Source organism: Falsiroseomonas sp. HC035 (assembly GCF_050563525.1).
Taxonomy (GTDB): Bacteria; Pseudomonadota; Alphaproteobacteria; order Acetobacterales; family Acetobacteraceae; genus Falsiroseomonas.
Genome location: NZ_JBNXUN010000004.1, coordinates 364,570 through 389,441 on the forward strand (window position 1 = coordinate 364,570; position 24,872 = coordinate 389,441).

Consider the following 24,872-nt stretch of genomic DNA (forward strand, 5'->3'; position numbering starts at 1 on the left):
CGCGGATCGGCGGCCCCGTCCCGTGACGGTCCGGCGGAACACCTCGGCTGCGGCCACGTTACCGGGGCGACCCATGGAGGCCGGCCATGCCGATCCGCACAGATCCCCATCCGCCGCAGCGGAGGCCGCTCGCATGAGGTGGCACAGGCGCGGCCGGGGTGCGGCGGAGGCGGCGATCGCCCGGATCGAGGCGGCCGTCGGATTGGATGGCCCCGGATACGCTGCCGAGACGGCCCTGGCGCGGCCGGTGCAGGTGCTCGGCCGGCCGGCGCAGGCGGCGCGGGATGCGCTGCACGGCAGGTGGCTGGGCCATCCGCTGCATCCGGCGCTGGCCACGCTGCCGGTCGGAAGCTGGACGCTGGCCTTCGGGCTCGACCTGCTGGCCGCGGCCGGCCTGCTGAAGGACCGGCAGGCGGCCCGGGCAGCCGAGTTGGCGCTGAAGGCCGGGGCGGCGGGCGCGGTTGCCGCCGCGGCGGCCGGCCTCGCGGATTGGCAATACACCGATGGTCGGGACCGCCGGCTCGGCACCGTGCACGGGCTGACCAACGGCACCGCCTTGGCGCTGACCCTGGCCTCGCTGTCGCTGCGCCAGCGTGGTCGTCGGGGGGCGGGGCGACTGGCCAGCGGGCTCGGCTGGGCCTGCATGATGGTGGGCGGCTACCTTGGCGGGCACCTCGTCTATCGGCGGCGCGTTGGCGTCGACCAGGCGGATCGCAGCCGCGAGCCGCGGGATTTCGTACCGGTCCTGCCGTTATCGGCGCTGGAGGAGGACCGGCCGCGCCGCGTCGATGTGCACGATGCGGTGCAGCGGCGGGAGGTCGGCGTGGTGCTGGTGCGGCACCGCGGCGTGGTCCACGCCATGGGCGCGCGCTGCGCGCATCAGGGCGGGCCACTCGACCAGGGCTGGGTGCTGGATGGCCAGTTGGTGTGCCCATGGCATGGCTCGCGCTTCTGCCTGCGGACCGCGCAGCCCACGGGTGGCCCCGCCACCAGCCCGCAGCCACGCTACCGGACCCGCATCCGTGACGGCCAGGTGGAGATCCGGCGGGAGCAGGAGCCGGGGGACGAGGTGGTGACGGCTGCGGATGTTCCGGACGCAGCCGAGGCACCACCGCCCGGCGCGGGACCGAAGGCGGATGAGGTGCTGTACGAGCATCACCAGATGCTCCGGGCGCTGTTCCGCCGCATCGAGGCGACGCCGCGCGAGGACCCCGCCCGCCGCGACCTGCTGCGGACGCTGGCCTCCGAGTTGGAGATCCACGAATACGTCGAGGACCACATCTTCTACCCGGCGGTCCGCCCGGTCAGCGAGGATGTCGCGACGGCCCATGCCGAGCACCGGCAATTGTCCGACCTGCTGGCCATGACGCTGAAGCTCAGCACGTCCAGCCCTGCATTCGACGAACACCTTCGGGCGCTGCACGCGGCGGTCGACCACCATGCGAGCTCCGAGGAGCGGTCCATGTTCGTCGAGGCGCAGCGCCTGGGCGATGCGCGGCTGCGCGAACTCGGCCGGGCGCTGGAGGCGATGCTGGAGGATCAGCGCGTGTCGCGGTTCCGGAGCGGCTACCGCGACCTCAAGATCCGGCTGCTCGAGGGCGTCTGAGCCAACGCCTGCCCGCGCACCGCTGCCCTTGGGTGCCGGCCCTCCGGCCGCTACAGTCGCGCCGGACGATCCCGGAGACCGGTTCATGAGGCGACGCCACCTTCTTGCCGCACCTGTGCTGCTCACCGCCGTCTCGGGCCTGCCGGCGGCGGCCCAGGGCACGCCGAACATCGTCACCGAAGAATTCATGGTGCCGGTTGGCGAGGGCATCGAGGTGTTCGTCCGGAGCAAGCGGCCGGAGGGTGCCACGACAGGCGCGTCCCGAACGCTGCTGATGGTGCATGGCGCCGGCTATGGCGCCAGCACCAGCTTCGACCTGCCCTTCGGCGGCCTGTCCTGGGTGGACTACATCGCCGGGCGCGGCTTCGATGTCTGGACCTTGGACGTGCGCGGCTTCGGACGTTCCACCCGCCCGCCCGCGATGTCGCAGCCGGCCGACCAGAATCCGCCGGTGGCGCGGGGCGAACAGGCGATGGCCGACCTTGGCGCCGCCGTTGCCTTCATCCGGCAGCGGCGCGAGTTGGAGAAGCTGGTGCTGCTCGGCCATAGCTGGGGCACCAAGCTGGTCGGGCGCTTCGCCGCCGAAAACACAGGGCAGGTGGAGCGCCTGGTACTGTACGCGCCGCCCTGGCTGCGCGACGGGCCGAGCCGCACCGACCCTGGCGGCGGGCCGCTCGGGGCCTGGCGGCCGCTCACGCAGCAGGCGGCGCGCCAGGGCACGCTGGCGCAGGCGCCGGAGGACAAGCGCGCGGCGCTGATTCCGCCGGGGTGGTTCGAGCATTTCGCCGGCGTGACCTGGGCGCAGGACCCGGACGGCATCCGCGCCAGCCCCTCCGTGCTGCGCATCCCGAACGGGCCGGTGGCGGATGGGCGGGAATTCTGGAATGCCGGGCGCCCGTGGTGGGAGCCGGCGAAGGTGACGGCGCCGGCACTGGTCGTGGTGGGCGAATGGGACCGCACCACGCCGCCGCCGCTGTGCTTCGCCGCCTTCGCGGAACTGAAGCAATCGCCGGGCAAGCGCATGGTCGTGCTGGCGGAGGGCACCCACAACATGTGGATGGAGCGCAACCGCGGCACGCTGTTCCAGGCGGTTCAGGTGTTCCTGGAGGAAGCGGCGGCGAGCTAGGCCGGCCGCGGCAGCCGGACCACCAGCGCGGCGCCGCCGCCTGGATTCTCCTCGATGCAGATGCTGCCGCCATGCGCCTTGGCGATGGTGCGGCAGAGGGAAAGACCGACGCCGGTTCCTTCGCCATCCGGCTTGGTGGTGAAGAACGGGTCGAAGACGCGCTCGCGCAGTTCGGCCGGGATTCCGGGGCCGTTGTCGGCGACGCGCAGTTCCACCGCATCACGCAGGGCGCGCAGGCGGAGCTGGATGCGGGGCCGCCAATCGGCGCGGGGTGGCATGCTGGCCAGGGCCGCCCGGGCATTGCCGACCAGGTTGCCCACCAGATGCGCCAGCTGGTCGGCATCGCCACGGATGCCGGGCAGGTCCGGTGGGATGTCGGTGGCAACCTCGATGCCGGCTTCCCGGGCCACCTCGGCGGTCAGGTCGAGGCCGGTCGCCACGGCCTCCCGCAGGTCCACCCGTTCCCGCTTCGGCGGCTTCTGACGGGCGGAGGCGAGCAGGCTGGCGACGATGCGGCCGCAGCGTTCGGCGGCGCGGCGCACCTTCTCCGCCCGTTCGGCCATTTCCGTGCCTTCAGCCTCCTCAACCAGCAGCAGCGATTGGGCCGCGACGACCGCGAGCGGGTTGTTGATCTCATGCGCCACGCCGGCGAGCAGGGAGGCGATGGCGGACAGGCGCTCGTTTCGGCGCAGCGCGTCGCGGCTGGCGCGGCGGGCCCGTTCGGCGTCGCGGCGCAGCGTCAGGTCGCTGTAGGTGTTGACCAGCGTGCCGTCGGGCAGGCGTTCGGTGCGCAGCTCGATGACGGTGCCGTCCGGGCGGGTTTCCTCGAGTCGCCCCGGCGGTCGCGTCATGATGTCGGCGACGCGGCGCAGCACCAGCGCTTCCTCCGGCTCGCAGGGATCTTCCTCCGGCCGCAGCTCTGCCCGGCGCAGGCGGTGGCGGATGAAATCGGCGAGCGGCGTGCCGGCGGCGCCGAGCTGCGGCGGGAAGCCGTACATGCGCAGGAAGCCGCGATTGGCCAGCACCAGCCGCGCATCGGGCCCGACGATGTTCACGCCATCGGCGATGCCTTCCAGGATGGCGCGCAGCTGCGTGCGGTTCGCCTCCGCCTCCTCCTCCCGCAGCTTCTGGTCGGTGAGGTCGCGCATGAACAGGATGAAGGCGTCATGCTGGCCAGGCATGGGGCCGGCTGCGGTGCGAAACGGGGTGAAGGTCCAGGCGATGAATCGGCGGCCGTTGCGGCGATAGTCGATCCAGCCCTCGATGTTCACCACTTCCCCGGCCAGGGCACGGTCGCCATGCGGGTCGAGCCGGCCGGCAACCTCCTCCCCCACCAGGTCGCGGGTGCGCATGCCGAGGATTTCCTCGGCTGGGCGCTGGGCGAATTCGGCGAATTCGCGGTTGACGTAGATGTAGCGACGGTCGCGGGAGACGACGCAGACGCGGGCCGGGGCGGAATCGAGCACGCCGCGCAGCAGCGCGACGTCCGCTCGCGTATCCGGCCCCCCACCCGGCATGGCTTCAGGATTCGGCGGTGGGGTCAAAGACATAGCCGGCGCCACGGATGGTGCGGATGACCGCGGGGCGGTCCGGCACGGCTTCCACCTTGCGGCGGATGCGGGCGATGCGGACGTCGATGGACCGGTCGAAATGTTCGTCGCCACGGGGATGCGCCAGGTCCAGCAGCACCTCCCGCGTCAGGACTCGGCCGGGGCGTTCTGCGAAGGCGCGCAGCAGGGCGAATTCGGAGGGTCCGAGGGGGATTTCCTGGCCATCCGGGCCGGTCAGGCGGCGGGCATCGAGGTCGAGCCAAGTGCGGCCCATGCGGATGCGGTGGGTGGCCGGGGCCGGCGGCGCCGCGACCGGGGCCGGCGCGGCGGGTGCTGCGCCGATGGCGGCCGCCGTCGCCTCCCGCCGCCGCAGCACGGCGCGCAGCCGGGCGAGCAGTTCGCGCAGGTCGACGGGCTTGGCGACGTAGTCGTCGGCGCCGACCTCGAGTCCCACGACACGGTCCACCACGTCGCCGGCGGCCGACAGCATCACGATGCCGATGTCGGATTCGGCGCGCAGCGCGCGGGCGACGGAAAGGCCATCCTCGCCGGGCATGGCGATGTCGAGCACCACCAAATCCGCCATGCGTTCCGCCAGCTGGCGGCGCAACGCGGCACCGTCCTCGGCGCGGCGCACGTCGAAGCCGCGGCGAGCCAGGTACTCGGCCACCGCCTCGCGCAGGTCGGGTTCGTCGTCGCAGACGATGATGGCGGGCGTCTCCGCCATGGCGGGTCTCGCTTCAGCAGGTGCGGCGGGATGCAACATCGGCGGGTCGCCGGATGCAATAGATCACTTCGGGGGAGGCAACGCACGAAATCCGGGTGAAACGTGGCTTCGGCATCAGGGCGGTGCGCGAAAGGAGCCACCCGCATGCCCAGCCCCGCCGATGACTGCCTGTGGAGCCGCCTGTCCCGGCAGTGGCTGGGCCAGGGTTCCGCGCCGCGTCCAGGTAGAGGTTGACGAAAGGCCGCCGCGGCGCCTCACTCCACCCAACGGCGACAGCCGATGGGGATACGCCATGGACGACCACGACCAAACCAAGAAGCCCTTCAAGCTGCGCAGCCAGAGGTGGTTCGACGACCCGCAGGACCCGGGCATGACGTCGCTCTATATCGAGCGGCAGTTGAACTTCGGCATGACGCGGGCGGAGCTGCAATCCGGCCGGCCGATGATCGGCATCGCCCAGACCGGATCCGACATCTCCCCCTGCAACCGCCACCACATCGCGCTGGCGGAGCGGGTGAAGGCGGGCATCCGGGATGCCGGCGGCGTGCCGCTGGAGTTTCCGGTCCATCCGATCCAGGAAACGCTGAAGCGGCCGACGGCCTCGCTGGACCGTAACCTGCAATACCTGTCGCTGGTGGAGATCCTGCACGGCTACCCGATCGACGGCGTCGTCCTGACCACGGGCTGCGACAAGACCACGCCGGCCATGCTGATGGGGGCTGCCACCATGAACATCCCGGCTGTGGCCCTGCCGGGCGGGCCGATGCTGGATGGCTGGTGGCATGGGCGGCTCGCCGGGTCCGGCACCATTGTCTGGGAGGCGCGGAAAAAGCTCGCGGCCGGCGAAATCGACTATGAGGGCTTCATCGAGATGGTGGCGTCTTCCTCGACCAGCGTCGGGCATTGCTCGACGATGGGCACGGCGCTGTCGATGAACTCGCTGGCGGAAGCGGTGGGCATGACGCTGACCGGCAGCGCCGCCATCCCGGGCCCGTACCGGCAGCGGGCGCAGATGGCCTACATGACCGGCGTGCGCGCGGTGGAAATGGTGAAGGCCAACCTGCGGCCCTCCGACGTGATGACGAAGAAGGCGTTCGAGAATGCGGTGATGGTGGCCAGCGCCATCGGGGCGTCCTCCAACTGCCCGGTGCACATGGTGGCGATCGCGCGGCACATGGGCGTGGAACACGACTTGGCTGACTGGCAGCGCGTCGGCGCCGAGGTGCCGCTGCTGGTGGATTGCCAGCCGGCCGGACGCTTCCTCGGCGAGGCCTTCTACCGCGCCGGCGGCGTGCCGGCGGTGATGAAGGAATTGCTCGACGCCGGCATCCTGCATGGCGACGTGATGACGGTGACCGGCAAGACCGTGGCGGAGAACCTGGCCGGGCTTGGCGAGCCGGACCGGGAGGTGATCCGCAGCTTCGGCAAGCCGATGAAGGAACATGCCGGCTTCATCGTGCTGTCGGGCAATCTGTTCGACAGCGCGGTGATGAAGATCAGCGTCATCGACAAGGAATTCCGCGCCCGCTTCCTGTCGGAGAACCCCGATGTGTTCGAGGGCAAGGTCGCGGTGTTCGAGGGACCGGAGGATTATCACGCGCGCATCGAGGACCCGGACCTCGGCATCGACGAGACCACGGTGCTGGTGGTGCGCAACTGCGGCGCGGTGGGCTATCCGGGTGCCGCGGAGGTGGTGAACATGCAGCCGCCGGCCGCGCTCATCAAGCGCGGCATCATGGCGCTGCCGACGATCGGCGACGGGCGGCAGAGCGGCACATCCGGCTCGCCCTCCATCCTCAACGTTACGCCGGAAGCGGTGGTGGGCGGTGGCCTCGCGCTGCTGAAGCATGGCGACCCGATCCGCATCGACCTGAAGGCACGGCGCGTGGACGTGCTGATCCCCGAGGCGGAAATGGCGGCGCGGCGCGCGGCCTGGACGGCGCCGGTACTGCTGCACAAGACGCCGTGGGAGGAGATCTACCGCAGCATGGTCGGCCAGCTCGGTACCGGCGGCTGCCTGGAACCGGCGACGCTGTTCCTCAACATCCTGGAGACGCGCGGCGAAAGCCGACACAACCACTGAGGGACGCGGTCATGGCAGGACGATTGGCGGGCAAGCGCTGCCTGGTGACGGCGGCGGCGCAGGGGATCGGGCGTGCCACCGCGCTGGCCTACGCGGCGGAAGGGGCGACGGTGGTCGCCACCGACAAGGACGTGGCGAAGCTCGCGGACCTGACCGCGCAGGGGCTTACGGTGCGAGGGCTGGATGTGCTGGACGAGAAGGCCATCGCGGATACGGTGGCGGCCATCGGCGAGATCGACATCCTGTTCAACTGCGCCGGCTTCGTGCACCAGAACACGGTGCTGACGGCGACCGATGCGGAATGGGATTTCGGCTTCGCGCTGAACGTGCGGTCCATGTGGAAGATGCTGCAGGCGGTGCTGCCGGGGATGCTGGAGCGGAGGCGCGGTACCATCGTCAACATGTCGTCCGCCTGTTCCTCCATCAAGGGCGCGCCGAACCGCTTCCTGTATGGCACCACGAAGGCCGCGGTGATCGGGTTGACGAAATCCGTGGCGACGGAATACGTGACGCAGGGCATCCGCTGCAACGCGATCTGCCCCGGCACGGTGGACACGCCCAGCCTCGGCGAGCGCATCTCCGCCAATGCGGCGCAGGCGGGCAGCGAGGCCGCGGCGCGCGCCGCCTTCGTCGCGCGGCAGGCGATGGGCCGTCTGGCGACGGCGGAGGAGATGGCGGCGCTGGCGGTCTATCTCGCCAGCGACGAGAGCGCCTTCGTCACCGGCCAGGCCATCGTCATCGATGGCGGCTGGACGCTGTGATTTCCCGCGCAACCCGAGTATAGGCGTCCCCATGAAGCTTCTGCGCTATGGCCCTGCGGGCCAGGAAAAACCCGGCCTGCTGGACAGTTCCGGCACCATCCGTGACCTCTCGGGCGTGGTCCCCGACCTTGCCGGCGTGGCGCTGTCCGCCGCGGGCCTGGCGCAGATCGCGGCGCTCGATCCCGCCAGCCTGCCCGCCGTCACCGGCACGCCGCGCATCGGCCCGCCGGTGGCCGGCATGAAGAACTTCGTCTGCATCGGGCTGAACTACGCGGACCATGCGGCGGAAACCGGCGCTGCGATCCCGAAGGAGCCGATCGTGTTCCTGAAGTCGCTCGGCGCGCTGTGCGGGCCGAATGACGACGTGATGATCCCGAAGGATTCGGTGAAGACCGACTGGGAAGTCGAGCTTGCCATCATCATTGGCAGCCTCGCGAAATGCGTGCCGGAAGACACCGCGATGGAGCATGTCGCGGGCTACGCGATCTGCAACGACGTCTCCGAGCGCGAATGGCAGATCGAGCGTGGCGGTACCTGGGACAAGGGCAAGGGCTGCGACACCTTCGGCCCGCTCGGCCCCTGGCTTGTTACGAAGGACGAGATCGCCGATCCGCAGGATTTGTCGATGACATTGGATGTCGATGATGCGCGGATGCAGGACGGCTCGTCCCGCACCATGATCTTCGGCGTGCGCCACCTGGTCTCCTACGTCTCCCACTTCATCACGCTGCATCCGGGCGACGTGATTTCCACCGGGACGCCGCCCGGTGTCGGGCTCGGCCAGAAGCCGCCGGTGTTCCTGAAGGCGGGGCAGACCATGAAGGTGGCGATCCAGGGGCTGGGCGAGCAGGTGCAGCGCACCGTGCCGTATGCCTGATGGTCCGACCGTCCTGATCTTCGACTTTCCCAACCTGGCCTTCGGGCCGGAACGGACGGAAGCGCTGAAGCCGCTGGCGCAGGACATCGCCGGGCAGGCGGGCCTGGTGTGGAAGATCTGGACCGAGGAACCCGCCGCCGGGCGTGCCGGCGGCGTCTATCTGTTCGAGACGCGCGCGGCGGCGGAGGCCTACCACGCCATACATGCGGCGCGGCTGGCGGCGCGCGGTGTGACGGGGATCGCGGCGACCTATCGCGGCGTGAACGCGGTGCTGACTGCGATCGATCGTGGGCCGCTTCAGGCCGGCGCTTCCGGCCAGTAGGTTCCGAAGGACCAGACCTGGCCCTGCGGGTCGCGCACGGTGAAGTCGCGGGAGCCGTAGTCGGTCTCCTCCAGCGGGCGCAGCACCTCCGCACCCGCGGCGACGGCGCGGGCATGGGCGGCATCGGCATCAGCCGTTCGCAGATAGATGGTGCCGGAAATGCCGCCGAGCGCGCCGGGTGGCTGGCCGAGACTGTCGGCGCGCGGCGAGCCGAGCATCACCAGCCCTGAAGTGCCGTAGTACAGTTCGGCATGGGCGATGCCGCCCTTGTCGTCGGGCACCACCAGGCCGCGGCGGAAGCCGAAGGCGCGTTCGAGCCAGTCGATCGCGGCCGGCGCATCGGCGTAGCGCAGGCAGGGGCAAAGCGGCGTGTCCATGCGGGATCTCCATGCCGTGGAGGCCCGAGCATAGGGAGAGCGGCCGGCGGCCGGATTGGAGAAATGTCGCCCTATTCGACGAAGCCCAGCCCATCCGGCAGCCGTCGTCGCAGCAGGGCGCCGGGGGTCAGGCCGGTGAAGTCGCGCACGTCCCGGATCAGGTGGGACTGGTCCGCATAGCCGAGTTCCGCCGCCAGCCCGGCCCAGCCTTGCTCGGGCACCTCCGGCAGGTGCGCGATGACGGCACGAAACCGCTGCAGCCGGGCGGCCATCTTGGGGGTGAGGCCGGTGCGGGCGCGGAATCGCGTGACGAGCGTCTGGCGGGACCAGCCGAGGTCGCGGGCCAGCGCACCGATGGCGATGCGGCCGGCACTGGCCTCGATGCGGCGCCAGGCCTGCGCGACCGGGTCGGCGGGAGGCGCCGTGCCGGCAAGGCGTTGCAGCAGTTCGGCCTCGAGCAGGTCGAGACAGGCGGCCGCGCCCCTGGTTTCCGCCAGGCGTTCGCCCAGGCCGGCGCCGCCGCGGCCAAGTGCCTCGGGGAGCGACAGGAACGCGGCCGGGACGGCGGACAGAGGGGTTCGCAGCAGTCGTTCCGCGCCGAGCGGCGTCAGCATCACCTGCACGCCGCGCTGGCGGCCGGACATGAAGCTGCGGGCGGGGGCGGGGTGCGGCCTGGCGAGGAAGCCGGCGGCGCTGGCGAAGCCGGTTTCCGCCGCAGGGTCGGGCCAGGCGACGCCGATGGGCGGGCCCAGGTTGAACAGCAGTACCGCTTCCGCGACCGGCATCTCCCGTCGCCGCAGCGGCGCGTCGCGCTGCTCGTCGTAGTGCCACAATCCCCGCACCAGGCCGCGCAGCGCGGGGTGGATGGTGCGGGGGTGGAAGGCGAAGCTCACATCGTCGCGCCGATCACCCAGGGTGCGAATTCGCTGCTGCCGAAATCATAGGTCTCGCTTTTCGTGCGTTCGCCGCTGGCCACCCGCAGCATCAGCTCGAAGATGCGCTGGCCGGCTTCCTCGATGGTCTCCTCGCCGGTGACGATGGCGCCGCAATTCACGTCCATGTCTTCCGACATGCGCTCATACATCGCGGTGTTGGTGGCGAGCTTGATGGAAGGCGCGGGCTTGCAGCCGAAGACGCTGCCGCGGCCCGTGGTGAAGCAGACAAGGTTGGCGCCGCCGGCGACCTGGCCGGTGGCGGCAACGGGGTCGTAGCCGGGGGTGTCCATGAAGACGAAGCCCTTCGCGGTGACAGGTTCCGCGTAGCGATAGACCTCGACCAGGTTGGTGCTGCCGGCCTTGGCCATGGCGCCGAGCGATTTCTCGAGGATGGTGGTCAGCCCGCCAGCTTTGTTGCCGGGGGAAGGGTTGGCGTTCATCTCCGCGCCTTCCCGCGCCGTGTATTCGTCCCACCAGCGCATCAGGTCGACCAGTTTCTCGCCCACCTCGCGGGAGACGGCGCGGCGGGTGAGCAGGTGCTCTGCGCCGTAGGTCTCGGGCGTCTCGGACAGGATCACGGTGCCGCCGTGCCGCACCACGAGGTCGGAGGCCGCGCCGAGCGCCGGGTTGGCGGTAATGCCGGAATAGCCGTCCGAGCCGCCGCATTGCAGGGCGACCACCAGTTCGCTGGCGGGCACCGGCACGCGCTGCGCGGCGTTGGCTTCGGCCAGCACCTCCCGTACAAAGGCGATGCCGGCTTCCACGGTCTTCCGCGTGCCGCCCATCTCCTGGATGTCCATGCTGCGCAGCCGCCCGGCGAGGCGCTGTTCCTTCAGCAGTCCGCCCAGCTGGTTCACCTCGCAGCCGAGGCCGATGGCGATGACATGGGAGAAATTCACGTGGCGCGCGAAGCCGGCCAGCGTGCGGCGCAGCAGCTTGAGCGGCTCCCCTTCCGTCATGCCGCAGCCGGTCTTGTGGGTCAGTGCCACCACGCCGTCCACGTTCGGAAACTCCGCCAGCGGATCGTGGCCCACGAAGGGATTGCGCTTGAAGGCATCGGCGATGAGGTCGGCGACATGGGCGGAGCAGTTCACCGAAGTGATGATGCCGATGTAGTTGCGCGTCGCGGCCCGGCCATCCGGGCGCCGGAAGCCCATGAAGGTGGCGGGGGTGTTGGCGTATTGCGTCGGCCGCGTCTCGCGGCTCCACGCATAGTCCTTGGAGAAATCGCCCATGGCGCAGTTGTGCGTGTGGACCCAGTCGCCGGGTGCAATGCTCTCCGTGGCGAAGCCGATGATCTGGCCGTAGCGGCGGATCTCTTCGCCGGGCGAATGCGGGCGGATGGCGACCTTGTGGCCGGGCGGGATGCGCCGTGCGCCGACGGTGACGCCCTCGATGACGGTGGTGCCGGGCGGCAGGCCGATGCGGGCGATCAGGACGCCGTCATCGGGGGCCAGTCGAATCACCGGGGGCTGGGTGCGGACATCCATGGACTTGTTCCTCCGTTCCCGCAGCTTAGGCCGCGCGGGGGGCAGTGCGGAAGGGCGCTGCGCCTCAGGCTGCGGCCGGCCGGGGCAGTTCCCGAACCGCCACGCCGGGCTGGCGCCGGGCGAGGTCGGCGATGTGGGCGTGGTGGGTGAAGAGGATCGTCTGGGTGGTGCGCCCGAGGCGGGCGAGCAGGGCGAGCGCCAGGTCGGCGCGGGCGTCGTCGAAGGTCGCCAGCAGGTCGTCGGCGATGAAGGGTAGCGGCTCGGTGCCGGCCGCATGCGCCTCGACGGCCGCGACGCGGAGCGCGAGGTACAGCTGGTCCCGCGTCCCCTCGCTCAGCGCCTCGACCGGGCATTCGGATCCGTTGTCGCGCACCGCGCGCAGCGTCGTGCGGCCGGCATCGTCCTCATCCGTGGTCAGGCTGGCGTAGCGACCTTCGGTCAGCAGGGCCAAATGGCGGCTGGCGGCGCGGAGCAGCGGCGCCTGGCGTTCCGCGCGGATCCGCTCGATTCCGGCGGCGAGCAGGCTGCGGGCCAAATGCAGCCGGGCGTAGCGCTCGGCGGCCGCGCCGGCCTCGGCCAGGTGGTGCCGTGCTTCCTGCGCCAGCCCGGCGGAATCATGTCCCGCCCGCATGGAATCGAGGCTCGCCTCCGCGGCCTGGCGGGCGGCACCGAGGCTGGCGAGGGAGTCGCGGAGGGCGGCCTGTTCGGTCTCGATCTGGTCGAGCCGCGCGCGGGCCTGGTCCGGATCGGCCTCCGCGGCTTCGGCACGGAGCGTGGCCTCGTCGCCGCCATCGCCCTGGCGCAGCAACTCGGCGGACCGTAGGGCCATCTCGGCGTGGAGCGCCTCGCGTCGCGCCGCCCGTCGGATGGCCTCCTCCAGCGCCGGCAGGTCGGCGGCGCCGGCGGCCTGACGCAGCGCGGACAAGCCGCGTTCGGCGGCTTCGTGTCGCGCTGTGGCCTCGGCCAAGGCGTAGCGGCGCTGCTGCAGGCGCTGCGCGAGGTCGGCGGCGGCGCGGCGGGCTTCGCGCGCCTCGGCCAGGCGGCGGGCCAGCCGGGCCACGGCGAGCGGGGCCGCTTCGTCCGGTCCGGCGGAACCGAGGGCTGCTAGCAGCCTGCTTGTTGTCGCGGCGAATTCGGCGACGGTCCGCTGCATGTCGGCCACCCGCGCGGCGTCTCGGTGCCAGGCGGTGGCGGCCTCCGCGACCCGGGTCCAGGCGCCGAGGGCGGCTTCCAGCATTTCCGCCGAGGCTTCGGCCGGCAGTTCGAGCGCCAGGGCGGCGGGCCGCCATTCCGCCTCAAAGGCGGCAAGCTCGGTCGCGGCAAGGCTGTGGCGGGCGCGGGCGGCGTCCAGGCGCTCCGCCGCATCCGCGTGGCGGGTGGCGAGGGTCCTGTGCGCAGTCTCCGCCGCCTCCGCCTCGGCCCACCATTCCTGGGCTTCGGCGAGCATACCGGCCAGGGTTTGGTCGGCCGCGCCGGCGGGCAGCAGGCCAGCGAGCCGGTCCCGGGTGGTGGCAAGGCGGGTGGCGAGTTCGTCGCGCTTCTGGCGGGCTTCCGCCTCCAGCCCGGCGAGCCGCAGGACCTCGGCCTGGGCGCGCCGCCATTCCGCCATGGCCGGCGGGGCCGCTGGCATGAGGCCGGCCGGGGCCCAGAGTGCGCGCCACGCGGCTTCCGCGGCGCTGGCGCGGGTCTCGGCGGCAGCCTGGGCGGCCTCGGTTTCGGCGCGGCGGCCCCGGAGCAGGTCGAGGCGTGCCGATCTCGCCGCGTAGTCATTCACCCGGGCGGCGTCGTCGGCGCGGGCATCGGCCAGACGGTCGGCGGCATCGCGCAGGTCTTCGAAGGCGTCCGGATCGGGCGGCGCGTCGGGCGCGCCGTCTTCCAGCGCGGCGCGGATCCGGCGCCATGCCGTATCACGCCGGGCGCGCTCCGCGGCGATGACGGCGCGCGTCGGCACCGTTTCGCCACGAGCCAGGTGGGCGATGGCCGCTTCCAGCTCCGCGATCTCGACACGCAATCCGGCGGCCGCGGCGCGGGCCTGCTCGCTTTCGGTCCGGGCCGCCGCCAGATGCTGCGCCGCCGCTTCGGCGGCGGGTTGCAGCGGCAGCTTGCAGGCGGCGAGCGCCTCGGCCGTCCCGGTCCACAGCGGCAGGGCGGCAAGCGCGGTCGCGACCTGTCCGGCCGCGGTCGCAAGCGCCCGTTCCGCGGCGGCCAGTTCGCGATCGAGCGGACCCTCGCCGCGCGCCGCCTCGATGGCACGTCGCAGCGGTGCGGAGGATGGCCGCCCGGCGGCGTGAGGGGTGGCGGCGTCAAGCCGGTCGCGGCATTCGGCATGCGTCCGGCCGGCCTGGCGCAGCGCCTCGGCGGCCTCCGCCAGCGCGGTGGCGAGGGCGGTGCGGCGGCGGATGAGGGTCTGGGCGCGGCGGCGATCCGCCGGGCTCGGCAGGGCATCGCGGACGGCCTCCGGGGTCGCGGCCGTGCCGATTTGCGCCGCGGCCTCGATGACCTCCGCACGATAGCGATCCACCTCCCGCAGCACCTCCGGCAGGTCGCGGGTGGCGTTCAGGGCGGCGACGCGCTGCTCCGCCAGCAGGTCGATCTCATCCTGAAGGGCGAGAACCGCCGGGTCCTGCGGCAGGGCGTCCTGTTCCGCCACCAGCCGCTCGGCTTCCTCCTGCTCCCGGCGCTGGTCCTCTGCCGCCTGGCGGCGTTCCTCGACCAGGGTAGCCAGGGTGGTGGCTGCGTTGGCGGGCAGCGTGGGCGCATCGGCGACCTCGGCCAGTTCGGCGCGGCTGGCGGCGAGCGCCGTCAGCAGGGGCAGGACACGGCGCAGGCGGTTGAGCCGGGCAGCCTCGGTGGCCAGCATCGAGGCCTGGCGACGGTTCGCCTCGACCTGCTCGTACAGCGCGTCCAGTTCCGCCTTGGCCGCCAGCCAGGCGCGAGGCTGCACTGTGGCGTCCTCCGCGGCGCGGCGCTTCTCGCTCCAGGCCTCGGTCGCGGCGGCAAGGGCGCGCCGGCCGCGGCCATCGCCATGCAGGGCCTTCGCTTCCGCATCCAGCCGGTCCAGCGCCTTGCGCAGATTCGGCAGGCCCATGCCGGCGAGCAGGCTCTCGCCGGCTTCGCCACCACTGGCCAGCAGGGACAGCGCGCCGCGGCGCAGCGCATCGCCGTTCAGGCCGTAGGTCGTTTCGAACAGGTCGCGGCCGGCGCCGCCGAGGAGGCGCAGCAGCGCGCCTTCGGAGACCGGGCTGTCGGCCGCGTCGCGCAGCGTGTCCTTGCGGCCCTTTCTGCGGACGAAGGCGGCGCGGCTGCCGTCCTGCCCGGCGACTTCGAAGCCCAGGCGCAGCTGCGCGGTGTCGTGCAGGAAGGCGTAGGGGCTGCGCTGCGGGAAGCCGAACAGCGCGTCGCCGATGGCGGACAGCGCGGTGGATTTGCCGGCCTCGTTGGCGCCGAGCACCACGACCAGCGGCGCCTCCGGCGGGAAATCGAGGCGGGCATCGGTGAGGTGGCCGTAGCGCAACAGGTCCAGGCGCAGCAGCCTCATCCCGGCGGCTCCGCCGCGAGGGCGGCCGCGACCTCCTGCCAGGCGGCCTCGGCGAGGCTGGCCAGGCCTGCTTCGTCGGCGGGCAGGTCGAGCCCCTCGCGCGCCGGCGGCGGCACCTTGCCGCGCAGCGCGGCGAAGTCGGCCAGCAGCGTGGCGACAAGCTGCGGGTCGTCGAGACCGGCGGTGAAGGCGGCGCGCAGCGGGGCGATGGCCTCGCTTGCCGTGGCGCGTGGCGGCGTGGTGCGCAGGCGCACCTTCTCGACCCAGAGCTCGCCGCCGACCTCGATGGCGGCGTTGCGGCATTCCGCGGCCAGGCGCGCCGCATCGGTCGCGAGCGCGGGATGCGGCGGCGCTTCGCCGTGCAGCACCAGGCGGGCGAGCATGGGACGGTCCTCGGCGCCCGACAGCGCCTGCTGCACCGCGTCGGCGATGCGTCGGGCGAGGGCCGCGTCGTCGTTCGCGGTCGCATCGACCTCCAGCAGCGCCCAGCGCAGCGTGTCGACGGCGCGGTGTTCCACGGCGACGACGCGGCCATCCTCCACCGTGACCAGGGAGCCGCCCTTGGCCCCGGTCTCCCGGATGTGGCGGCCCTGGAGGTTGCCGGGGAAGACGATCCAGGGGCGCTGCTGGATCACCTGGCGCGCGTGGATGTGGCCGAGCGCCCAGTAGTCGTAGCCCTTCAGGGCCAGCCGGCCGGGCTCGCACGGGGCGTAGGTCTCGTGCTCGCCGGGGTCGTTGGCCGAGGTGTGCAGCAGGCCGATGTTCAGGAAGCCGGGCAGCGGGTCGCAATAACCACCCGAGATGTCCTCCGGCACGGCGCGGTTCGGAAAGGAATGGCCGTGCAGGGCAATGCCGAGCTCGCCAAGCTCGTGGGTGGTGCAGCTGCGGGTGGAAAATTCGCGGACGTTGGGCGGCAGCGACAGGTCCTTGGTGATGATGGACTTCGCATCGTGGTTGCCGCGCAGCAGGAAGCAGGGGCGGGCCAGGCGCTTCATCTGCTCGGCGAAGAAAAGGCCGGTCGAGAAATCCTTCCAGTCGCCATCGTACAGGTCGCCGGCGATGAGCAGGAAGGCGACATCCTCGGCGATGGCGAGATCGACCAGGGCGGCGAAGGCGCGGCGGGTGCAGCCGCGCAGCAGCCCTGGCGGCAGGTCGGCCCGCGCGTGCAGCCCGGCCAGGGGGCTGTCCAGGTGGATGTCGGCGGCGTGCAGGAACTTCATGGGTGGTGGCCGCAGGATCGGCCGGCTTGGCGGCCGGCGCAACCCCGCTACTGTGGCGCCATGGCAGGGGGTGGGCGCGCATGTATACGCTGGACGTGCTGGTACAGGGCTACCCCGGCAAATCCGTCTGCCACGGCGCGCTCGGCTGGAGCACCATAGCGCTATTGCGTGGCGAGGGCCGCGTGGCGCTGGTGGATGTGGGGTCCTTCAATATTCGGCCGGAACTGGCAAAGCAGCTTTCGGCCCGCGGCGTGCGGCGGGAGGATGTGACGGATATCCTGCTGACCCATGCGCATTGGGACCACAGCGTGAACGCACCGCTGTTCCCCAACGCCACCGTCTGGATCGGTGCGGTGGAACTGGCCTGGGCGGAGGCGGAGCCCTGGGATTTCAACGCGCTGCCGGAGCTGCATGTGCGGGAGCTCGCGACCAGCCCGCGGACGCGCCGGATCGCGGCGGGGGATGAGCCGCTGCCGGGCGTGCATGCGATCGCGGCGCCGGGACATACGCCGGGGTGCCTCGCTTTCTACATGGCGGCGAACGACCCGCCGGTGATCTTCAGCGGGGACGCTGCGAAGAACCGGTCGGAGATGCTGTCCATGGCCGCCGACATGACGATGGATGCTGCGGCCTCCGAATCCTCGATGGCCGGCATCTGGTCCTTGTGGCGGGCGGTGCCGGGGACGCTGCTGGTGCCGGGACATGACCTGACGATGCGGCTGGATGCGGATGGCCGGCCGGAATACTGCGGGCAGCGGCAGGCGGCGGTGCGGTCCTGGTTCAGCGAGGACCTGGCCGTGACCACCGATTTCGACCTGACGGCGCCTTGAGCGGCTCGGCGCGCGCCTGGGTGCGACTGCCTTCCGGCCGGCGGTTGGACCTGCTGGCGCCGACGCCCTTCGACTGGACGGACGAGGACCTGGCGATCGGCCTGGCGCGGACGTTTCGGTGGGGCGGGCACTCGGTCTGGCCGGGGGCGCCCCTCTCGGTCGCGCAGCATTCCATGGCAGTGCTGGCGCTGCGGCGACGGGCCAGGCCGGCGCCGGTCCGGGCTGAGGCGCTGCGCGAGTTGCTGCATGATGCGGAGGAGGGGCTGACGAATTTCGACTGCATCTCGCCGCTGAAGCCGTTCCTCGGGCCGGGCTTCATGGCGTTGCAGGACCGCCTGGCATCCGTGGTGGCGCAACGCTACGCGCTGTCGCCCTGGGATGTGGAGGCGAAGCGGCTGCACAAGCGGCTGGACGTCGCGATGGCGGCGGCGGAGGCGGTGCATGTGGCGGGCTGGTCGCGGGCCGAGGTGCGGGCCGTGCTCGGCATCCGCGCGCGGGTGATGGAGGCGGATCCGCTGGCGGCGGCCTTCGGCGGCGTGCCCTGGCAGCCCTGGCCGCCGGAACTCGCCGCCGAGCGCTTCCTGGAAGCGCTGCGCGCACTGCAGGAACCCTTGGCAGCGCGGCCCGGCGCGACTACCACCCCCGCATGAGCGAAGATTCTGCATCTCCCCAGACTGAGACGCTGCCCGACCGCCTGTCGGTCAACCCCGGCAGCCCGCACTACCAGGAGGCGCTGCTGGCGCGTGGCGTCGGCATCCGCTTCAACGGCACCGAGAAGACGAATGTCGAGGAATACTGCGTCAGCGAAGGCTGGGTGCGCGTTTCCGTCGGCAAGGCGGTGGACCGCCGTGGGCAGCCGCTGACGCTGAAGCTGAAGGGCACGGTGGAGCCGTATTTCCGGGATGTGGTGCCGGAGGCGTGACCTCGTCTAGCCTTCCCGCCATGGCGGCCCCCGAGCCTTTCTGGCGCACCAAGACCCTCGGCGCGATGACGCGGCCGGAATGGGAAAGCCTGTGCGACGGCTGCGGGCGCTGCTGCCTGCACAAGCTGCGGGACGAGGAGACGGAGGCGCTCCGCTGGACCAAAGTGGCCTGCCGGCTGCTGGATGGGCAGAGCTGCCAGTGCCGCAACTATGCGAACCGGAAGTCGGTGGTGCCGGATTGCGTGAAGCTGACGCCCGCCAAGGTGGCTTCGATCGACTGGCTGCCGCCGACCTGCGCCTATCGGTTGCTGGCGGAAGGCCGCGACCTGCCCTGGTGGCATCCGCTGGTCTCCGGCGATCCGGAGACGGTGCACCAGGTCGGAGTTTCCGTGCGCGGCCGCGTGGTGGCGGAGCGCGAGGCCGGCGCGCTGGAGGAGAATACGGTCGCCTGGCCGGGCGGTTGGCCGAAGGCGGCCCGCCCCATGCCACGCCTGCTGCGTGCCTGAAGACCAATCGAGGGAAGGAGACCCGACCATGAAGGACGCGCTTTTCGGCGGCATCAATGCGGCGGCGCTGACCGCCATGACGGCGGATTTCGCGCCGGACCTCGAACGCTACGCCGGGCACTGCAAGTGGCTGCTGGCGAACGGCTGCAACGGGCTCGGCATCCTCGGCACCACTGGTGAGGCGAACAGCTTCGGCTTCGATGAGCGGAAGAACATCCTGGAAGGGATCGTCGCGCGCGGCGTGCCGGCCACGGCGCTGATGCCGGGCACCGGCTGCGCCAGCCTGACTGATACGGTGGAGCTCACGAAGCATGCGAAGGCGCAGGGCTGCCGCGGCGTGCTGGTGCTGCCGCCCTTCTACTACAAGGCGCCGTCGGATGACGGGCTGTTCGCCTATTTCTCCGAGGTGATCCAGCGGGTTGGCGGCGGGATAGCGATCTACCTCTATCACTTCCCGCAGCAATCCGCGGTGCCGTTCAGCCTGGACCTGATCGGGCGGCTGCTGAAGGCATACCCGGGCGCCATCAAGGGCGTGAAGGATTCGTCCGGCGACTACGGCAACATGAAGGCGATGATCGACCACTTCGCCAAGGACGGGTTCGAGGTCTATTCGGGTTCCGACGAATACATCCAGAAGATCCTGGCCGAGGGCGGCGCGGGTTGCATCACCGCGGCGTCGAACGTCAACGCCCGATTCGGCGCCATCGTCTACAAGCACCGTACCGGGCCGGAAGCGGATGCGGCGCAGCTTGTGCTGAACGCGACGCGTAAGGCGGCGACATCCTCGCCGCTGATCCCCGGGCTGCGGGAGATCATCGCGCGCAGCACCGGCGACGCCGCCTGGCGCAACATCCGCCCGCCGCACCTGGCGCTGTCGGCGGAAGCCGGGCAGAAGGCGTGGGACAACATGCAGGCGACCGGCGCGCTGCCGCTGGCCGGCATGTCCATGGCGAAGGCCGCGGAGTGAGCACGCCGCTGACCTGCCGCGCACCGGCGATCGGCACGGTGCAGCAGGATGATGCGATGGTCCGCGTCACGCGCTGGGATTTCGATCCCGGCGCGGAGACCGGCTGGCACCGGCATGGCTGGGGCTACGTGGTGATCCCGGTGACGGACGGCACGCTGCTGCTGGAACTGCCGGGCGGCGCGACGGCGAATGCCACCTTGAAGGCGGGCGTGTCCTACACCCGGGACCCAGGCGTGGAGCACAATGTCGTCAACGCGGGGACGGCGAAGCTGTCGTTCGTCGAAGTGGAACTGAAGGCGCTGCCGGGCTGAGGGTCACCAGCAGCAGGCCGCCGAAGATCAGGCCGACGGCCGGGATGGTCAACCAGCCTGGCGTTTCGGAGAAAATCAGCCAGCCGTAGAACAGGCCGCAGAGCGTGATGGTCATCGAGGTCTGGCTCGTGACCACGCCACCAGCGCCGGTCAGCAGCCGGAAGTACAGGATGTAGCCCATGGCGTTCAGCACGCCATGCGCCAGCAGCAGGGCCAGCACCGTGGCGCTGGCGGGGACCGTCATCTGGCCGAAGGCCAGCGCCAGCAGCAGCGAGGACACCGCCGCGCCCATCACCGTGCCGGCCGCCTGCGACAACGGGGAGGAGCCGGGCACCGCCAGCTTCACCGAGATCAGGTTGGACGCCGCGTAGCACACCGGCGTCAGCAGCATGATGGCGGCCCAGGGCAGCATGGACGGATCGGGCAGCACCGCCCCCGGCGCCATGGCGATGCCGACGCCGGCGACACCGAGCAGCGTGCCGGCGATGCGCCGCGGCGTCGCGCGGTCCAGGCCGGCAATGGCGAAGAACATCACGCTGAGCAGGGCGGTCAGCGGGATCAGCAGGGCGAACAGGCCGGCCGGGGCGTGTTGCAGACCAGTGAAGCCGAACAGGTTCGCCAACGCCATGCCGACCAGTCCGCCGGCGAAGTAGTGGCGCAGATGCGGGCGGGTCATCCTCGGCAGGTCGCGGCGGGAGGCGGCGATCAGGAACAGGGTCGCCATGCTGATGCTGGCAGCGATGCCCGCAATGCCGAGCGGGCGCATGCCGCTCGCCATCATCAGCTTCGCCAGCGCCGGCGTCAGCCCCCAGACCGCGCCCAGGGCCAGCAGCGAGGCGAAGAGGCCGAGGGGGCGGGGCATCAGACCTTTAAGGCGATGCCCCGGGCGTTGCTGTCAAGCAGGCCGGACGCCATCCTCCGCCCATGGACCTGCCCGACTCGGAGACCATCAGGCTGGCGGCGCCGCCGGGCGACTGCCGCGTGCAATGGCGGCCCTCGGTCCGTGCGCGGCGCGTTTCCCTGCGGATCTGCCCTCGGGCGGCGGCGGTGGTCATCATCCTGCCGCCACGTGCCGGACGCCGGGCCGGGCTGGCGCTGCTGCGGGCGAATGGCGCATGGGCGATGTCCCGGCTGGCGGCGCTGGCGCCGGTGGCGCCGTTCGAGGCGGGCGGCCAGGTCGCGATCGGTGGGCAGGAGCACGAGATCCGACATGATCCGGCCGCCCGAGGCGGCGCCTTCCTGCATGACGGGGCGCTGGTGGTGACGGGGGAGGCGGCGTTCCTGGCGCGCCGCGTGGCGGATTTCCTGCGGGCGGAGGCGGGGCGGCGTGTCGGCGCCTTGGCGGCCGGCCATGCCGCCATCCTGGGCGTGGCACCCCGGGCGATCCGCCTGAAGGATACACGCAGCCGCTGGGGCAGTTGCGCGCGGGACGGCACGCTCGCTTTCTCCTGGCGTCTGGTGATGGCGCCGGGCTGGGTGCTGGACTACGTCGTGGCGCATGAGGTGGCACATCTGCGGGAGATGAACCACTCGGCGCGGTTCTGGGCGCATGTGGCGCGGCTTTCGCCGCATCGCGAGGCGGCCGTGGCCTGGCTACGGGCCCATGGGCCGGCGCTGCTCCGGGCCGGTCCGCGGGCTGGATAGATCAGGGAGACACTGCATGACCATCGCCTTCGTCACCGGCGCGACCGCCGGCTTCGGCCTTGCCATCGCGCGCCGCTTCTCCGCCGATGGCTGGAACATCGTCGCGGCCGGGCGGCGGGAGGATCGGCTGGAGGGGCTGGTGGCCGAACTCGGCGCGGATCGCTGCCATCCGGTCGTGCTGGATGTGCGGGACCGGGCGGCGGTGGCGGCCGCGGTGGAAGGGCTGCCAGCGGCTTTCGCGGAGATCGACCTGCTGGTGAACAATGCCGGCCTCGCGCTCGGCCTGGCGCCGGCACAGGGCGCGGACCTCGATGACTGGGACGCGATGGTCGACACCAACTGCAAGGGACTGATGTATGTGACGCGCGCCGTGCTGCCGGGGATGGTGGCGCGCAACCGCGGGCATGTGGTGAACATCGGCTCGACAGCCGGCGAATTCCCCTATCCCGGCGGCAACGTCTACGGCGCGAGCAAGGCCTTCGTGCGCCATTTCAGCCTGAACCTGCGCGCCGACCTGTTCGGCACGGCGGTGCGGGTGACGGAGATCGAGCCGGGTCTGGTCGGCGGCACCGAGTTCAGCGCGGTGCGCTTCAAGGGCGACGCGGAAAAGGCGGCGGCGCCCTATGCCGGCGCGGATGCGCTGACGCCGGAGGATGTCGCCGATGCCGTGCATTGGGTGGCAAGCCGCCCTGCGCGCGTCAACGTCAACATCCTGCAGGTCATGCCGGTGGCGCAGAGCTTCGGGCCGCTGCGCGTGCACAAGGCCTGATCGAGATCAGGCGGCGCGGCATGTCGAATCCTTTCCAGCTCGACCGCTTCGTGCAGGCCCAGAACCCCGTGATCGCGGAGGTGCGGCGCGAGCTTCGTGCGGGCCGGAAGCGCAGCCACTGGATGTGGTTCGTCTTCCCGCAACTGCGCGCCCTCGGCCATAGCGCCACCGCGCAGCACTACGGCATCGCCTCGCTCGCCGAGGCCGAGGCCTACATGGCGCATCCAGTGCTGGGGCCGCGGCTGGTCGGGTGCGCGGAGCTGGTGCTCGCGATCGAAGGTCGGTCTGCCACCGAGATTTTTGGCAGCCCGGACGACCTGAAGTTGCGCTCCTCCATGACGCTGTTCGGCGCCGCACGCCCGGAGGCTCACGCCTTTGCCGAGGTGATCGGGCGGTACTTCGATGGCACGCCCGACCCGCGGACGATGGAGTTGCTTGCCGCGCGTTGAGGGCGCGGCGTCGCAGCGGTCAGATCCGCTCGGCCTTTGCGACCAACGCCTCGGCCTGGCGGATGGAGGCGATGTCGAGCAGCCGGCCATCCAGCGCGACGGCGGCGCGGCCTTCCTGGCGGCCGGCTTCCATGGCGGCGAGGACGCGGCGGGCCTGGGCGACCTCCGCCTCGCCGGGCTGGAAGGCGGCGTTGAGGGTGGCGACCTGGCCCGGATGGATCGCCATCTTGCCCTCCGCGCCGAGGGCACGGGCGCGGCGGGTGGCGGCTTCCAGGCCCTCGGTGTCGCGGAAATCTCCGTAGGGGCCATCGATGGGACGCAGCCCGGCGGCGCGGGCGGCGGTGATGACCCGGGCGAGGGCGAAGTGCCAGGGGTCCATCAGCCCGGCCGTGGTGGCGTAGTCCGGGTTCAGGCCGCCGATCGCGGTGGTGCGCATGCCGAGGCTGGCGGCGAGATCGGCAACGCCCAGGTGCAGGCTCTCGGTGCGCGGGGAGGCGGTGGCGATCGCCTCGACATTCGCCAGGCCCTTCGCGGTCTCGATCACCAGGCCGAGGCCGACGCGGCGTGCTCGATTGGCATTGGCCTCGATCTGGCTCGCCAGCAGGTCCACCGCGAAGGGCTCGCGTGGGTCGCCGACCTTGGGGACCATGATGATGTCGAGCCGGTCGCCGCCGACCGCCAGCAGGGCGATGAGGTCCTTGTAGAAATGCGGCGTATCCAGGCCGTTGACCCGGACGGCGAGGATCTTGCGGCCCCAGTCGAGGTCGCGGACGGCAGCCACGGCATTGGCGCGGGCGCGGTCCTTCTCGGCTTCCGGCACGCTGTCCTCGAGGTCGAGGAAGACGGCGTCGGCGGGGCCGGCGGCGGCCTTCGGGAACAGCTCGGGGCGGATGGCAGGCACGGCCAGTTCGCTGCGGTGCAGGCGGGCCCCAGGGGAAGAGGTCGGAGAGATGGTCATGCGGCGTGCTCCGGAATGGACAGCGGATGAAAATCCTCGACCAGGCGTTGCAGCCGTTCCTCGAGCACCTTCGTGTAGATCTGCGTGGTGGCGATATCCGCATGGCCGAGCAGGATCTGCAGGCTGCGCAGATCGGCGTCGTTGGCCAACAGGTGCGAGGCGAAGGAATGCCGTAGCACGTGCGGACTGACGCGCGCCGGGTCCAGCCCGGCCGCCAGCGCCGCGTCCTTCAGGATCAGGCCGATGGTCTGGCGAGTGACGTGCCCGCCGGCGGCACGGGAGGGGAAAAGCCAGCGCGATTTGCGCTCCGGCTCCGGCCGGGCTTCCGCGGCGGCCACCACGGCGGCGCGGGCGCGGGCTGAGATCGGCACCAGCCTTTCCTTGTTGCCCTTGCCGCGCACGGCGATGAGCGGCGCATCCGGCCGCAGCGCGCCGGCGGGCAGGGAGACCAATTCGCTGACCCGCAGGCCACTGCTGTACAGCAACTCCACCAGCGCCACCGCAAAGGGCCCGCGCGCGCCGGACAGGCGGGCGGCGCCCTCGACCAGCGCGGTGATCTCCGATTCGGAGAGCGGCTTCGGCAGGCTGGCGGGCAGGCGCGGGCCTTCCTGGAGCTCCGTCGGATCATCCGTGCGCAGGCCTTCCTGCACCAGGAAGCGGAAGAACTGGCGCAGGGCGGACAGCCGGCGCGCGGCGGTGCGGGCAGCAAGGCCGGTGTCGGTCAGGTTGCGGAGATAGGCCTGGAGCGAGCCGGCATCTGCGGTCAGCGGCGTCACGCCGCGCGGCGTGCTCCAGGCGCTGAAATCAGCCAGATCGTTGGCGTAGGCGGCGATGGTGTTGCGCGCGGCGCCGCGTTCGGCGGCCAGCATTTCCAGGAACGCCTCCGCATGACGGTCCATGGCGG

25 protein-coding genes are annotated in these 24,872 nt (G+C 71.6%); 15 read left to right on the forward strand and 10 right to left on the reverse strand.

All coding sequences use genetic code 11. The features are described from left to right. Positions 1-133: 133 nt before the first annotated feature. Together ACLF3G_RS11975 and ACLF3G_RS11980 are read left to right on the forward strand one after the other, a co-directional pair. Positions 134-1,606, forward strand: a complete 1,473-nt coding sequence (locus tag ACLF3G_RS11975; protein ID WP_430669596.1) for a DUF2231 domain-containing protein — start codon at positions 134-136, stop codon at positions 1,604-1,606. 85 nt (positions 1,607-1,691) lie between these two features. Beyond that, on the forward strand, positions 1,692-2,732 hold the full coding sequence (locus ACLF3G_RS11980; RefSeq protein ID WP_430669597.1) for an alpha/beta hydrolase: 1,041 nt from the start codon (positions 1,692-1,694) through the stop codon (positions 2,730-2,732). On the opposite strand, the gene ACLF3G_RS11985 is transcribed toward ACLF3G_RS11980, so the two are convergent. Together ACLF3G_RS11985 and ACLF3G_RS11990 are read right to left on the reverse strand one after the other, a co-directional pair. Further along, positions 2,729-4,249, reverse strand: a complete 1,521-nt coding sequence (locus ACLF3G_RS11985; protein ID WP_430669598.1) for a PAS-domain containing protein — start codon at positions 4,247-4,249, stop codon at positions 2,729-2,731. The two genes, ACLF3G_RS11980 and ACLF3G_RS11985, sit on opposite strands and share 4 nt — an antisense overlap. A gap of 4 nt (positions 4,250-4,253) precedes the next feature. Further along, entirely contained in the window at positions 4,254-5,009 is a 756-nt protein-coding gene (locus ACLF3G_RS11990; protein WP_430669599.1) for a response regulator, read from the reverse strand. A 292-nt stretch (positions 5,010-5,301) separates the two neighbouring features. Between ACLF3G_RS11990 and ACLF3G_RS11995 the strand changes: the two genes are divergently transcribed. Genes ACLF3G_RS11995 through ACLF3G_RS12010 form a run of 4 tightly spaced genes read left to right on the forward strand, consistent with a single transcriptional unit; the run spans position 5,302 to position 9,052 of the window. Next, a complete protein-coding gene (locus ACLF3G_RS11995; protein ID WP_430669600.1) occupies positions 5,302-7,092 on the forward strand; it encodes an IlvD/Edd family dehydratase in 1,791 nt (596 codons plus the stop codon). Between the two features lie 11 nt (positions 7,093-7,103). Next, positions 7,104-7,853, forward strand: a complete 750-nt coding sequence (locus tag ACLF3G_RS12000) for an SDR family oxidoreductase (protein WP_430669601.1) — start codon at positions 7,104-7,106, stop codon at positions 7,851-7,853. A 31-nt stretch (positions 7,854-7,884) separates the two neighbouring features. Continuing rightward, positions 7,885-8,730, forward strand: a complete 846-nt coding sequence (locus ACLF3G_RS12005) for a fumarylacetoacetate hydrolase family protein (protein WP_430669602.1) — start codon at positions 7,885-7,887, stop codon at positions 8,728-8,730. After that, complete coding sequence (locus tag ACLF3G_RS12010; RefSeq protein ID WP_430669603.1) at positions 8,723-9,052, forward strand: YdhR family protein; 330 nt, start codon at positions 8,723-8,725, stop codon at positions 9,050-9,052. The genes ACLF3G_RS12005 and ACLF3G_RS12010 overlap by 8 nt, the downstream gene beginning before the upstream one ends. Here ACLF3G_RS12010 and ACLF3G_RS12015 read toward each other — a convergent pair. The 5 genes from ACLF3G_RS12015 to ACLF3G_RS12035 all read right to left on the reverse strand — a co-directional run bounded on the left by ACLF3G_RS12015 (position 9,028) and on the right by ACLF3G_RS12035 (position 16,612). Further along, positions 9,028-9,429 (reverse strand): VOC family protein, encoded by a 402-nt coding sequence (locus ACLF3G_RS12015; protein ID WP_430669604.1) that lies wholly within the window; start codon positions 9,427-9,429, stop codon positions 9,028-9,030. The two genes, ACLF3G_RS12010 and ACLF3G_RS12015, sit on opposite strands and share 25 nt — an antisense overlap. Before the next feature lie 71 nt (positions 9,430-9,500). Next, the gene (locus ACLF3G_RS12020) at positions 9,501-10,322 is read right to left on the reverse strand and encodes a helix-turn-helix domain-containing protein (RefSeq protein WP_430669605.1); all 822 of its coding nucleotides are present in this window, start codon (positions 10,320-10,322) and stop codon (positions 9,501-9,503) included. Continuing rightward, on the reverse strand, positions 10,319-11,854 hold the full coding sequence (locus tag ACLF3G_RS12025; RefSeq protein WP_430669606.1) for a UxaA family hydrolase: 1,536 nt from the start codon (positions 11,852-11,854) through the stop codon (positions 10,319-10,321). The genes ACLF3G_RS12020 and ACLF3G_RS12025 overlap by 4 nt, the downstream gene beginning before the upstream one ends. A gap of 64 nt (positions 11,855-11,918) precedes the next feature. Then, entirely contained in the window at positions 11,919-15,392 is a 3,474-nt protein-coding gene (locus ACLF3G_RS12030) for an AAA family ATPase (protein ID WP_430669607.1), read from the reverse strand. Continuing rightward, on the reverse strand, positions 15,389-16,612 hold the full coding sequence (locus ACLF3G_RS12035) for a metallophosphoesterase (protein ID WP_430669608.1): 1,224 nt from the start codon (positions 16,610-16,612) through the stop codon (positions 15,389-15,391). The genes ACLF3G_RS12030 and ACLF3G_RS12035 overlap by 4 nt, the downstream gene beginning before the upstream one ends. Before the next feature lie 80 nt (positions 16,613-16,692). On the opposite strand from ACLF3G_RS12035, the gene ACLF3G_RS12040 reads away from it, so the two are divergent. The 6 genes from ACLF3G_RS12040 to ACLF3G_RS12065 are packed head-to-tail and all read left to right on the forward strand — an operon-like array spanning position 16,693 to position 20,148. Next, positions 16,693-17,442 carry an MBL fold metallo-hydrolase gene (locus ACLF3G_RS12040; protein ID WP_430669609.1) on the forward strand — a complete coding sequence of 250 codons (750 nt, stop codon included), beginning with the start codon at positions 16,693-16,695 and terminating at the stop codon, positions 17,440-17,442. Then, the gene (locus ACLF3G_RS12045; protein WP_430669610.1) at positions 17,439-18,092 is read left to right on the forward strand and encodes a hypothetical protein; all 654 of its coding nucleotides are present in this window, start codon (positions 17,439-17,441) and stop codon (positions 18,090-18,092) included. The genes ACLF3G_RS12040 and ACLF3G_RS12045 overlap by 4 nt, the downstream gene beginning before the upstream one ends. Next, positions 18,089-18,364 (forward strand): DUF3297 family protein, encoded by a 276-nt coding sequence (locus tag ACLF3G_RS12050; protein WP_430669611.1) that lies wholly within the window; start codon positions 18,089-18,091, stop codon positions 18,362-18,364. Before ACLF3G_RS12045 ends, ACLF3G_RS12050 begins: the two co-directional genes overlap by 4 nt. A gap of 20 nt (positions 18,365-18,384) precedes the next feature. Next, a complete protein-coding gene (locus ACLF3G_RS12055; RefSeq protein ID WP_430669612.1) occupies positions 18,385-18,870 on the forward strand; it encodes a YcgN family cysteine cluster protein in 486 nt (161 codons plus the stop codon). A gap of 28 nt (positions 18,871-18,898) precedes the next feature. Continuing rightward, on the forward strand, positions 18,899-19,837 hold the full coding sequence (locus ACLF3G_RS12060) for a dihydrodipicolinate synthase family protein (protein ID WP_430669613.1): 939 nt from the start codon (positions 18,899-18,901) through the stop codon (positions 19,835-19,837). Further along, positions 19,834-20,148 (forward strand): cupin domain-containing protein, encoded by a 315-nt coding sequence (locus tag ACLF3G_RS12065; RefSeq protein WP_430669614.1) that lies wholly within the window; start codon positions 19,834-19,836, stop codon positions 20,146-20,148. Before ACLF3G_RS12060 ends, ACLF3G_RS12065 begins: the two co-directional genes overlap by 4 nt. On the opposite strand, the gene ACLF3G_RS12070 is transcribed toward ACLF3G_RS12065, so the two are convergent. Continuing rightward, positions 20,087-21,010: a DMT family transporter gene (locus ACLF3G_RS12070; RefSeq protein WP_430669615.1), complete on the reverse strand. Its 924-nt coding sequence runs from the start codon at positions 21,008-21,010 to the stop codon at positions 20,087-20,089. The genes ACLF3G_RS12065 and ACLF3G_RS12070 overlap by 62 nt on opposite strands. Positions 21,011-21,072: 62 nt before the next feature. Between ACLF3G_RS12070 and ACLF3G_RS12075 the strand changes: the two genes are divergently transcribed. Genes ACLF3G_RS12075 through ACLF3G_RS12085 form a run of 3 tightly spaced genes read left to right on the forward strand, consistent with a single transcriptional unit; the run spans position 21,073 to position 23,010 of the window. Beyond that, positions 21,073-21,792: a M48 family metallopeptidase gene (locus tag ACLF3G_RS12075; RefSeq protein WP_430669616.1), complete on the forward strand. Its 720-nt coding sequence runs from the start codon at positions 21,073-21,075 to the stop codon at positions 21,790-21,792. Between the two features lie 16 nt (positions 21,793-21,808). Continuing rightward, the gene (locus ACLF3G_RS12080; protein ID WP_430669617.1) at positions 21,809-22,561 is read left to right on the forward strand and encodes an SDR family NAD(P)-dependent oxidoreductase; all 753 of its coding nucleotides are present in this window, start codon (positions 21,809-21,811) and stop codon (positions 22,559-22,561) included. Positions 22,562-22,581: 20 nt separating this feature from the next. Beyond that, positions 22,582-23,010: a DUF1810 domain-containing protein gene (locus ACLF3G_RS12085; RefSeq protein ID WP_430669618.1), complete on the forward strand. Its 429-nt coding sequence runs from the start codon at positions 22,582-22,584 to the stop codon at positions 23,008-23,010. Between the two features lie 19 nt (positions 23,011-23,029). On the opposite strand, the gene ACLF3G_RS12090 is transcribed toward ACLF3G_RS12085, so the two are convergent. Further along, entirely contained in the window at positions 23,030-23,968 is a 939-nt protein-coding gene (locus ACLF3G_RS12090; protein WP_430669619.1) for an HpcH/HpaI aldolase/citrate lyase family protein, read from the reverse strand. Beyond that, positions 23,965-24,867 carry a site-specific tyrosine recombinase XerD gene (locus ACLF3G_RS12095; protein ID WP_430669620.1) on the reverse strand — a complete coding sequence of 301 codons (903 nt, stop codon included), beginning with the start codon at positions 24,865-24,867 and terminating at the stop codon, positions 23,965-23,967. Before ACLF3G_RS12095 ends, ACLF3G_RS12090 begins: the two co-directional genes overlap by 4 nt. Positions 24,868-24,872: the final 5 nt, after the last annotated feature.